This is a genomic window from Streptomyces sp. NPDC054757, from assembly GCF_053612185.1.
The window spans coordinates 215,765-226,633 of the sequence record NZ_JBSHBW010000009.1 but is presented as its reverse complement, the minus strand read 5'-3'; the positions used below and the strand labels follow the sequence as shown (position 1 = coordinate 226,633).

Genomic DNA, 10,869 nt, shown 5'->3' with positions numbered 1-10,869 from the left:
GTATCCGCAGTGCGGATACCGCCACTTCTGCTGTCCGGCCGGACCGGATGTCACCGGTCCGGCCGGATCAGGGTGTCACTTGTTGATGCAGGTGTTGCCGAACGCCGGGTTCAGCAGACCGATGACGTCGACGGTGTTGCCGCAGACGTTGACCGGGACGTGGACCGGGACCTGGACCAGGTTGCCCGAGAGGACGCCCGGCGAGCCCACGGCCGCACCCTCGGCGCCGGCGTCGGCGAACGCGGAGCCGGCGGCGCCGCCGGCGGCGAGGCCCGCGGTGGCAAGGACGAGAGCTGCCTTCTTGGCAGTGTTCATGGGAGTCGCACCTTCTCTTCGATGTTGTGCCCTGAATCAGGACCCACTCGATGCGCAACGAACGCCGGCGCGCCGCGACACGGCCGGTTGGCCCATGGAACCTGTTCGGCCCAACGGCGGAAAACCTGGCCGGCGTGGTGCGTCAACCCGCTTCCCGCACGCCCGCGACAAGAAGCCATATGAGTGAAGCGCCGGAACCAATCGGCGGTCCGGCAGTTGATCAGAGCGCTCCGGAAGCGGGCACTCGTGCACAACAGAAGGACGCGAAATGATCAAGAAGGCTATGGCCACTGCGGCGGCCACCCTCACGATGGCAGGCGCGGGCGCGATGATGGCGTCGCCGGCCATGGCTGTCGGCCACGGCGACAGCACTACGTCGCTGAGTGGCAACGGTGCCCAGCAGGCGTTCGGCAACTCCGCCACGTACGGCAACATGAGCCCGCAGATCGGCCTGATCCAGGGTTCGCTGAACAAGCCCTGCATCGCCCTCCCGGCCAAGGCCAACCTCGGCTCGCTCGTCGGCGTGGTCCCGATCTCCGTCCAGGACATCCCGATCCTGTCCTCGCCGCAGACCCAGCAGTGCACCGAGAACTCCACCCAGGCCAAGGGTGACGAGGCCCTGTCGCACCTCCTGGACAACATCCCGATCCTCTCGGGCAACGGCGCCGGTAACGGTCGCTGACCACCGACGCTCCTCCGACCTCCGGACACTGATGTCCCGGTGGAGCAGTGAAGAGGCCCTGGTAGCAGCGCAAGCCGCTACCAGGGCCTCTTCATGTCCGCCCTCACGATGTCCGCCCTCACGCGCCCTCGGCATCCGTACGTACGGTGGCCGGGCGCCTCACCCGCGCCGGAACAGCACCGTGTCGCCCGGCACCGGCGACGGCACCGCCGTGTAGCCGGGCAGCGGGCCGGGGCGCTCCCCCCGCGTCTGGAGGCCGACACACTCGGCCGCGTACGCCCCGGCCCCTTCGAGCAGCCGCTCCTCGTGGCCCGGCGCCCGCAGCCGTACGAACAGCCGCTCGCCCGGCGCGGTCACCGCCTCCCACAGCAGGTCCAGCCGGTGACCGCCCCCGGGGCCGCGCCCGTCGCCCAGCGCGTACGGGAGTACGGACCACCCGGGGTCGTCCGCCGCGCACCGCAGCAGCTGCCCGCGCGGTACGGGCAGCACCTCGAACGAGACCACGCGCCCCCGGTATCCGGCCCGGCGCAGCCCCGCCCGGTACGCCCCGGCGTCCGGACCCGTGTCCAGGACGAGGTCGATCTCGGCGTCGGCGAGGAGCTGGGCGAGTTCGCGGTACGGGCCGCGGCCCCGGGCCTTCCCCCGGGCCGCGGCCCGCAGGAAGCCCACCTGGTTCCGCACCTCGGCCGCCCCCCGCCGCCACCGCGTCCGCAACGGCGCCCGGCCACCGCGGACGAGGGCGAAGGCCGGGCCCGCCGCGACGTACACCGCGGGGTGTGCGGCGGCGAGGCGGGCGGCCGCGCTGTGCTGCCGGGCGGTGTCGGACCCGCTGATCCAGACGATCCGGGCGCCGCTCTCCCGGACGCGGTCCACCGTCGCCGCCCAGACCTCGGCGGTGGCTCCCCGGCCCGGCAGCGGTCCTGCGCCCGCGACCCGGGCGCCGGGGTAGCGCACCAGCAGCGCGGCGGTCGGCCCGTCGCCGGCCGGCTGCCGGGCCGCCGCGGCCGGTCCGTACGCCCCGGGCTCCTCCGCTCCGAGCAGATAGTGGCTGAGGCCCTCGCGCAGCCCGGCTCTGACGGTGTCGAGCAGCAGGTCCGTCCCGTACACCGGTGCCACCGGCCGTCCGCCGTGCCGCACCGCCCACGCCGGGCCCCGCCCGGCGGGCAGGCCGAGCGCGGCCGAGCGCAGCAGCCGCCGGAGTGCGGGGTCCCGGTCGGCGTGGGCGAAAGTGGCGGCCCCGCAGAGGTGGACGTCCGCAGCGGCGCCCCGCACGGCGAGACGTACGAGCGCTTCCGCGGCCGCTGCCGGGGCGAGCGGGGTGAGCGGGATTCCGGCGCAGCGGACGGTGGGCGGCAGGCCGCGGGCCGGAACGCCGCGGGCCGGAACGCCGTGGGCCGGAACGCCGTGGGCCGGGAAGTCTCCGGCGGGAAGGCCCTGGGCAGGAACGCCGTGGGCAGCGGCGTCTCCGGCGGGGAGGCCGTGGGCGGGCAGGTCGTCGGGGCCGTCGGTGCGGGAGATCGCCTGGCTCATGCGCCGTCCATCGGTTGCGGTATCGGGGTGATGCCACCCGGGCATCCAGCTCGAACGATCCACAAGCTAGTTCGTTATGCACCACTATGCGGTGAGTAACACGATTGGACGGCAGACATCCGATGAGGGGACCCTGAGCGACGCAGATCACCGCCTGCTCCGGTACATCGCAGTGGGATAAGTGGGTACTCTCAGCACGGACTGCATTAAGTTACTGCTTAGTAATCACTTGAGAATCACTGTCACCGCTGGACCCCCAGCGGATCCCCACCTCGCAGGCCCGAGGAGCCCCCATGCAACTCGCCGCGATCATTGTGTCGCTGGTACTCGCCGTGGTCGGTGTCGCGCTGTTCGCCCGAGCCATCGCCCAGATCTACCGCTATGTGCGGCTCGGTCAGAACGTGCCCGCGGGCACCCGTACCGATGAACCGGCCCAGCGGACGATCACGGTGGTCAGGGAGTTCCTCGGCCATACCCGGATGAACCGCTGGGGCATCGTCGGGTTCGCGCACTGGTTCGTCGCGGTCGGGTTCTTCTCGCTCGTGCTGACCCTGCTCAACGCACTCGGCCAGCTCTTCAAGGCCGACTGGGTGCTGCCGGTCATCGGCCACTGGCTGCCGTACGAGATGTTCGTCGAGTTCATCGGTGTGATGACGACGCTCGGCATCCTCACGCTGATCGTGATCCGCCAGCTCTCGAAGCCGGACCGGCCGGGCCGCAAGTCCCGGTTCGCGGGCTCGAACTTCGGCCAGGCGTACTTCGTCGAGGCCGTCATCCTCATCATCGGCCTGGCGATCTACTCGCTGCGCGGCCTGGAGGGCGCCCTGGCCGGGGTGCACGGCTACGACGCCGCGTACTTCCTGTCGTACCCGCTGGTCGCGGCGTTCCGCGGGACCAGCGTGGGCACGCTGCAGAACATGGTCTACCTGACCGCGATGATCAAGATCGGCACGTCCTTCATCTGGATGATCGTCGTCGGGCTCAAGACGGACATGGGTGTCGCCTGGCACCGCTTCCTCGCCTTCCCTAACATCTGGTTCAAGCGCAGGGCGGACGGCTCCACGGCGCTCGGCGCGCTGCTGCCGATGACCTCGGCCGGCCAGGAGATCGACTTCGAGGACCCGGGCGAGGACGACGTGTTCGGTGTCTCGCAGGTCGAGCACTTCTCCTGGAAGGGCCTGCTGGACTTCTCCACCTGCACGGAGTGCGGACGCTGCCAGTCGCAGTGCCCCGCCTGGAACACCGGCAAGCCCCTCTCGCCGAAGCTCCTGATCATGTCGCTGCGCGACCACGCGCACGCCAAGGCGCCGTATCTGCTCGCAGGCGGCGGCAAGAACATGGAGGGCGAGGAGCAGGCCACCGATGAGCAGCTGAAGGACGTGCCCGCCGAGGCGCTCGCCGAGGCCGAGCGCCCGCTGATCGGCACGCTGGAGGAGAACGGCGTCATCGACCCGGACGTGCTGTGGTCCTGCACCACCTGCGGTGCCTGCGTGGAGCAGTGCCCGGTCGACATCGAGCACATCGACCACATCGTCGACATGCGCCGCTACCAGGTGATGATCGAGTCCGCGTTCCCGTCCGAGGCGGGCACGATGCTCAAGAACCTGGAGAAGAAGGGCAACCCCTGGGGGCTCGCCAAGAAGCAGCGCATCGAGTGGACCAAGGAGGTCGACTTCGAGGTCCCGGTCGTCGGCAAGGACGTCGAGGACCTCACCGAGGTCGACTACCTCTACTGGGTCGGCTGCGCGGGCGCCCTGGAGGACCGGGCGAAGAAGACCACCAAGGCCTTCGCGGAGCTGCTGCACATCGCGGGCGTCAAGTTCGCGATCATGGGCGGCGACGAGAAGTGCACGGGTGACTCCGCCCGCCGCCTGGGCAACGAGCCGCTCTTCCAGCAGCTCGGCCAGGAGAACGTCGCGATGCTGAACATGGCGTACGGCGAGGACGAGAGCACCAAGAAGCCGAAGGCTTCGAAGAAGATCGTCGCGACCTGCCCGCACTGCTTCAACACCATCGCCAACGAGTACCCGCAGCTCGGCGGCGAGTACGAGGTCATCCACCACACCCAGCTGCTCCAGCACCTCATCGACGAGGGCAGGCTCATCCCCGTCACCCCGGTCGAGGGTCTGATCACGTATCACGACCCCTGCTACCTGGGCCGCCACAACAAGGTCTACACACCGCCGCGCGAGATCATCGCCAAGGTGCCGGGACTGCGGAGCGAGGAGATGCACCGGCACAAGGAGCGCGGCTTCTGCTGCGGGGCCGGCGGCGCCCGGATGTGGATGGAGGAGCGCATCGGCAAGCGCGTCAACAACGAGCGCGTCGACGAGGCCCTCTCGCTCAACCCGGACATCGTCTCCACCGCCTGCCCGTTCTGCCTGGTGATGCTGACCGACTCGGTCAACGGCAAGAAGAACGACGGCAAGGCGAAGGAATCGCTCCAGGTCGTCGATGTGGCGCAGCTGCTGCTCGACTCGGTGAAGCTTCCCGCGGACCCGGCGGACGACCAGGCCGACGAGGACGCACCGGAGCCCGAGCCGGTGAAGTAACGCGGTACGCGGCAGGGGCCGGTTCCGCCTCCGGGCGGTCCCGGCCCTTTCGCGTGCCCCGCACCCTTCCGGGAGGCGCCCGCGCGCCCCGGACACGGCCAGGGGATGTCACAGCTCGGCCGCAAAGCCCGGCCCGTTCTCCCAGGTCGGGCCCCCGGCCGGGCGGGAGCGGGTACGTTCGAAAGCGTGGCTGGATTCAGGATCGGACGCGGCCGGGACAACCGCACCTCCCAACAGAACCCGCAGCGGCAGCAGCAGCGGGGCTCGCAGCAGCAGCCGTACGGCAGGCAGGCACCGCCGCCTCCGCCGTACGGCGGCACCGCCGCGCCCCGGTCGGCGCCCCCGCGTGCGCAGCAGCCCCAGTGGCCCCCGCAGGGCCGGCAGCCGTACGGGGAGCCCGAGTACTTCGGAGAGCCGTACCCGGGCCAGGGGTACGGGCAGGGGCCGGGCGATCCGTACCAGGGCGGGCAGGCCGGGTACGGCGGGCCGCCCGCCGACCCGTACGCGAACAGCGCGGACAACCCCGGTCACACGCAGGCCTTCAGCATCGGCGATGACCCGTACGGCGACGGCAACACCTACCGCGCAGGACAGAGCGCCGCACCGCCCGTGGGGCCTCGGCTGCACTGGAAGGAGCTGCTGAGCGGCATCGTCATGCGCCCGGGGCCGACCTTCTGGCAGATGCGCGACCACAAGGTGTGGGGCCCGGCGCTGACCGTCACGTTCGTCTACGGGCTGCTCGCCCTCTTCGGCTTCGACCAGGCCCGTGAGGACGCGGTCCACGCGACGCTGGCCAACGCCGTTCCGTACGTCCTGACGACCGGTGTCGCCTTCGTCATCGGCGGTCTGCTGCTGGGCGCGGTGACCCATACGCTGGCCCGTCAGCTCGGCGGCGACGGCTCATGGCAGCCGACCGTGGGCCTCTCCATGCTGATCATGTCGATCACGGACGCGCCGCGGCTGCTCTTCGCGCTCTTCCTGGGCGGCGAGAACGGCTTCGTCCAGGTGCTGGGCTGGGTGACCTGGCTCGCGGCGGGCGCGCTGTTCACCTCGATGGTGAGCAAGTCGCACGATCTGCCGTGGCCGAAGGCGCTGGCCGCCTCGTCGATCCAGCTGATCGCCCTGCTGCTGCTCCTGAAGCTCGGCACGATCTGAAGCAGCTGCGGCACGATCCGAGCGCGGCACGATCCGAGCACTGTGCCGCAGCCTCGGGCCCCCTGGGGCTCCCCGCGCGCCGCACAGCAGTGAGGCCACCCGGTAACCGCCCGGGTGGCCTCACTGCTGTCACGGGACGGCACAGGGCCGTCCAGGGTGCTTCAGGAAGTGCCTCCGGTGCGTCCGAAGAACTCGATCTCGGCGATCGAGACCTGCTTCTTGTTCGAGATCCCGTAGGCGCTGCGCAGGATGAAGCGGACCGATGAGACCGTCCCGACCCGGAAGTCGATGGTCTGCGGCCCGCTGCCCTGGTCGAGGTTGAGGTGGCGCTCGATGACCTTGCCGTTGGCCTGGGTGATCTCGGCGTCGATCCGGTGCGGCCTGGCGGCCTTCGAGAGGTCGGCGGCCTGGACGGAGATACCGGGCGTGATGATGATGTTGAGCATCCGGACCGGGTCCTGGAAGCTGGCCTCCAGCCATTCCCCGCGGCCGTCCTGCGAGACGCCGGGCTCCCAGTAGGTGTTGTTCAGCTCGTCGAAGGCATATTTTTCGCCGTGACCGGCGAAGGAGCGGGACGCCTTGTAGTGGTCGGGCGTGAGGGGGTGGCGCTTGGCGAAGTGGTCGCCGATCGCGTGGACCGCCGCACCGGTGTTGAGCGCGCCCCAGATGACGAGCCCGAGGGCCGCCAGACCCGCCACCCAGCTCAGCACCCGGCCGAAGCCGCCGCGCAGCCGGGGCCGGTCACCGGCCCACGGCACCTCGCGGTTCCCGGCGCGCAGCCTGCGCCACCACGGGAGCCTGGCCGGACCCTCCGGGCTCGATGCCATGCTCATGCCACAACGGCGGCAGTAGTGACGGTCGGGCCTGTTGCCGGTGGCGCACCACGGGCAGGCGTAGCCGCCCGCCCCGTCCGGCTCGGCGGCCGGGGCCTGGACGAGCGGGCGGGCGGCGTCCGGGCGGCCCGGCAGCACGGGAGCGACGGACGGGGCGTCCGGTGTGCGCCCTTCCGGGTCGGCCACGGGGACGAGCAGGGCGCGGGCCCGGTCGTTCGCGGCAGCCGCCGCCGCGGCACGGGCCGCCTCCTCCCGCTCGGCGTGCGGGTCCCAGTCGGACCCGGGCGTGCCGGGAGGGGTGCCCGGCGCCGCGGGGGCCTGGCCGCCGTGGGCCGGACCGGCGCCTGCCGGGGCGGCGTTGTACGGGTCCGCGGTCTGCGAAGCGGCGCTGTACGGGGCCGAGTTGTACGGGGCGTCGTAGGGGGCGTGGTACGCGGCGGGAGCGGAGCCCGGGGCCGCGCCCCCCGGAGCCGGACTGGCCTGGGCCGGGCGGTCCTGGGCGGGACGGTCCTGGGCCGGGCGGTCCGCGGCCGGGGCCGCCGGGCCGTTGCCGCCGGGGGCCGCCGCGCCGGGTGCGCCCGGTGTGTCCTGTGACCCGCGGCCGCCGTCCCGTACCGCCGGGACCGGCACGGTGCTCGGCTCGTCGTCCTCGTCCGGGGCGGCCGGTTCCGGGGCCGGTTCCGGGGCATCGGCGGACGATTTGGCGGGTGACCAGCTGAGGACCGCGCCGCAACCCTCGCAGAAGGAGTGGCCGGGCGTCGAAGGCGTACCGCACTCGACGCAGGCACGGGTCCGCTCCCGCGTCTGTCCCGGGTCGGCACCTGAGGGCTGAGGAGTCATTTGCCGGTCCTTTCGGCCGCGGTCACCTGGACCGTGAAGGGCATGTGGGCGGGGCGGGCGGCCTCGACGAGGCTCTCCAGACGGTGCTGGTCGCCGGGGGCCGGATGCGGCAGCGCCAGCGACACGTGCAGCCGCGGACGGCGGTCGCCGGGGACGGGGCCGAGCGGGCGGGCGTCCCAGTCGGCCGCACCGCTCTCGGTGATCTCCGGCTCGACGCCGAACGTCAGCCGGACCACCTCGGCCAGACCCCGCCGGGTGCCACGGATGCGGTGCAGATGGGCGGCGGCGGCCACGGCGGCCCGCAGCGCGGCCTCACCCTCGGGCCCGCCGGTGCGCTCGGCGCCGTCCGTCTCGGCGCCGACCCACTCCGCGAGCCAGCGGGTGAAGTCGGCGGGCGCGAGCGACGGCATGAAGTACGAGTCGAGGCAGTCGAGGACGTTGTGGATCGGGGCGAGCACCTCGTCGAGACCGGCGACGAAGTGCTGTGCCAGCTCGTCGTCGGCGAAGACCGCGGGGAGCATCAGGCCCAGCGGCGCCGATGAGCCCAGCCCGTCGACGGAGCCCCTCATGACCCGTCCCCGATGACCCGGACCCGGTGGTCGAACGAGAAGACCAGGGCGGGTGCTTCGAGGTCGATCCGCTCGGTCGGGTCACCGCGCTTGCCGGTCAGCGGGTCGGCCGGGTGCAGCAGCACCTCGTCCACCAGCTCCACACCCGGCACCCGCTGGAGGACCGCGAAGACCTCGCCGGACTGCACCGGGCGCCCGAACGGCCACCCCGTGCCGTGCGCCCCGCCGGTCAGCGGGTCGAGATGCCGGTAGAGCGCCTCGTGCGCCTGCCGCCGCACCTTGTCGACGTCCGCGCCGCGGAACGCGTGCAGGGTCGCGACGACCGTGACGCCCTGGTAGTAGGGCGGCCCCACGGCCAGCCGGGTGCCGAGCAGCCGCCGCTCGTCGAGGTAGCGGGTGATCCGCTCCAGCAGCGCGTCGCCGGGCACGAGCTGCTCGAAGCGCAGCCAGCCGCCCGCGTCCGGCACCGCCTGCGGCACGACCAGGACCCGTACGGCATGGGCGCCGTGCTCGTCCGACTTGCCTTCGAGACAGGTGATACGGGCGGTCTCCGGGGCGGCGCGCCGGGCCAGCTCCTCGTAGTCGCGCAGGGTCACCGCACGGTCCTGGGCGCGCAGCGTGATCGGGGCGCGGGCCTTGGCCTCCGCGACGGTCTCCCCGTCCACCCCGCCTCTGGCCGCCTCGCGGTTGATGACCTCGGAGACGTACGGGACGGAGTTGCGCAGCACCTGCACGGCGCCCCGGGCGACGTTGCCCGCCCGGCCGCCGCCGGTCCGGTAGCTGCGGGCGCGTATGACGGCGCCCTTCGGCGGCACCGCGCCGTACTGCCGCAGGGTGCCGTCCTGCTCCCGTACGGAGGGGCCGAAGGCGATCTCGCCGGTGGCCGCGTCCAGGGTCAGGTGCCGGTCGTCGGGGCCGGATGCGGCGAAGTGCGGGACGACATGCCAGTCGACCCAGCCGTCGCGCTCGGCGATCTGGAGGTTCAGCGGCGGTACGTCACCGACGACCGGGGCCGCGGCGAGCCGCAGCTGCTGGCCGGGCAGCCCGGTGGACTCCCCCAGCGCCTCGTCCCGCACGGTCTCCGCGTGCACGGCTCCGGTGGTGCCCCCGATGGTGAACGCCTCGGCCGACCGCACGGTGGGCGACGTCGTGTAGAAGGGCTGCCCGGCGGCGGGTTCGGTGACCCGGCAGCGCAGCCAGCCCGCCTCACGGCGCCCGGAGCGGGACCGGGTGTGGCCGCCGGGGACGTGCAGGACGACCTCGCCGGGGCGGTTGAGACCGCCGGTGCCGTCCCGGTCGACCTCGCAGGCCGTCCAGCCGTCCTCGGTCCACGCCTCCCAGATCAGCGGGGGCTGCCGCGGGTCGACACCGACACCGTCGACACGGCTGTCGAGGGTCAGCGCCACCGCACAGTGCGGCACGGCCGCGGTGAGCCCGAACATCAGGCAGTCGCCGGGCTGCGGCGACTCGGAGAAGCAGAGCAGGTCCTTGGCCTCGGCCAGCTCGGACGTACGGTCGGCGGCCGCCTCGCCCTGGCGCTGGACCACGAGGTACGCCAGCTCGCAGGAGAACACGGTGAGTTCGCGCTCGGTCGCGAAGACCACCGCCTCCTCGCTCTCGGTGCGGGCGGTGGCGACCTCGGTGCCCTCGGGCAGCCGGACCGCCTCGTCCAGCGGCGCCGACAGCCAGAAAGTGACATCGGTACGGGCGGCCGACGGCGGGAAGAGGGTGATCCCGATGAGGTCCAGGAAGGCCAGGTGGTTCTTCTCGGGGACGCGGTTGAGCCGGTACACGATCTGGTCGGCCATGTGGGCGACCGTCTCGACGAGCGTGACGCCGGGGTCGGACACGTTGTGGTCCGTCCACTCCGGGGCGCGCTGCTGGATGTAGCGCTTGGCGTCGTCGACGAACTGCTGGAAGCGGCGGTCGTCGAGGTGGGGAGAGGGCAGTGCCATCAGCGTTCGCTTTCGGTGGCCGGTCCCGCATCCGAGGACGGCTCGTCGTGGGAGGGAATCGTGTAGAAGGGGAAGACCAGGCTGCGCGGGTTGTTGGTGCCGCGGATCGAGTACCGGACGTCGATGAACAGCACCCCCTGCTGGTCCCCGGCGCTCACCTCCACGTCCTCCACCTCGATACGCGGCTCCCAGCGGTCGAGGCTCACGAACACCTCGTGCTGGATCCGGCCGGCTGTCGCCTCGTTGACCGGGGCGAAGACCATGTCGTGGATGGCGCAGCCGAAGTCGGGGCGCATCGGCCGCTCACCCGGCGCGGTGGCCAGGACGAGCCGGATCGCCTCCTCGACCTCCCGCTCCCCGCTGACCATCGCGATGCCGCCGGTGGGTCCGATACGGAGCGGGAACGCCCAGCCGGTGCCGACGAATTGCTCTGCCATG

9 protein-coding genes are annotated in these 10,869 nt (G+C 72.2%); 3 read left to right on the top strand and 6 right to left on the bottom strand.

The window, feature by feature from the left end:
• Nucleotides 1-75: 75 nt before the first annotated feature.
• Entirely contained in the window at nucleotides 76-315 is a 240-nt protein-coding gene (locus ACWGKJ_RS14575) for a chaplin (RefSeq protein WP_453315742.1), read from the bottom strand.
• A 268-nt stretch (nucleotides 316-583) separates the two neighbouring features.
• On the opposite strand from ACWGKJ_RS14575, the gene ACWGKJ_RS14570 reads away from it, so the two are divergent.
• Nucleotides 584-997, top strand: coding sequence for a rodlin (locus tag ACWGKJ_RS14570; RefSeq protein ID WP_385032701.1), 414 nt, complete (start codon nucleotides 584-586; stop codon nucleotides 995-997).
• Between the two features lie 159 nt (nucleotides 998-1,156).
• On the opposite strand, the gene ACWGKJ_RS14565 is transcribed toward ACWGKJ_RS14570, so the two are convergent.
• Complete coding sequence (locus tag ACWGKJ_RS14565; RefSeq protein ID WP_385032697.1) at nucleotides 1,157-2,527, bottom strand: WecB/TagA/CpsF family glycosyltransferase; 1,371 nt, start codon at nucleotides 2,525-2,527, stop codon at nucleotides 1,157-1,159.
• A 293-nt stretch (nucleotides 2,528-2,820) separates the two neighbouring features.
• Between ACWGKJ_RS14565 and ACWGKJ_RS14560 the strand changes: the two genes are divergently transcribed.
• Together ACWGKJ_RS14560 and ACWGKJ_RS14555 are read left to right on the top strand one after the other, a co-directional pair.
• Complete coding sequence (locus ACWGKJ_RS14560) at nucleotides 2,821-5,079, top strand: heterodisulfide reductase-related iron-sulfur binding cluster (protein ID WP_385032694.1); 2,259 nt, start codon at nucleotides 2,821-2,823, stop codon at nucleotides 5,077-5,079.
• A gap of 186 nt (nucleotides 5,080-5,265) precedes the next feature.
• A complete protein-coding gene (locus ACWGKJ_RS14555) occupies nucleotides 5,266-6,234 on the top strand; it encodes a Yip1 family protein (RefSeq protein ID WP_385032691.1) in 969 nt (322 codons plus the stop codon).
• A gap of 161 nt (nucleotides 6,235-6,395) precedes the next feature.
• Here ACWGKJ_RS14555 and ACWGKJ_RS14550 read toward each other — a convergent pair whose 3' ends face one another.
• The 4 genes from ACWGKJ_RS14550 to ACWGKJ_RS14535 are packed head-to-tail and all read right to left on the bottom strand — an operon-like array spanning nucleotide 6,396 to nucleotide 10,868.
• Nucleotides 6,396-7,907: an NADase-type glycan-binding domain-containing protein gene (locus ACWGKJ_RS14550; protein ID WP_385032688.1), complete on the bottom strand. Its 1,512-nt coding sequence runs from the start codon at nucleotides 7,905-7,907 to the stop codon at nucleotides 6,396-6,398.
• Complete coding sequence (locus ACWGKJ_RS14545) at nucleotides 7,904-8,476, bottom strand: phage tail protein (RefSeq protein WP_385032685.1); 573 nt, start codon at nucleotides 8,474-8,476, stop codon at nucleotides 7,904-7,906. Before ACWGKJ_RS14545 ends, ACWGKJ_RS14550 begins: the two co-directional genes overlap by 4 nt.
• Nucleotides 8,473-10,431, bottom strand: a complete 1,959-nt coding sequence (locus ACWGKJ_RS14540; protein WP_385032682.1) for a putative baseplate assembly protein — start codon at nucleotides 10,429-10,431, stop codon at nucleotides 8,473-8,475. The genes ACWGKJ_RS14545 and ACWGKJ_RS14540 overlap by 4 nt, the downstream gene beginning before the upstream one ends.
• Nucleotides 10,431-10,868, bottom strand: a complete 438-nt coding sequence (locus ACWGKJ_RS14535) for a GPW/gp25 family protein (protein WP_385032680.1) — start codon at nucleotides 10,866-10,868, stop codon at nucleotides 10,431-10,433. Before ACWGKJ_RS14535 ends, ACWGKJ_RS14540 begins: the two co-directional genes overlap by 1 nt.
• Between the last annotated feature and the right edge of the window lies 1 nt (nucleotide 10,869).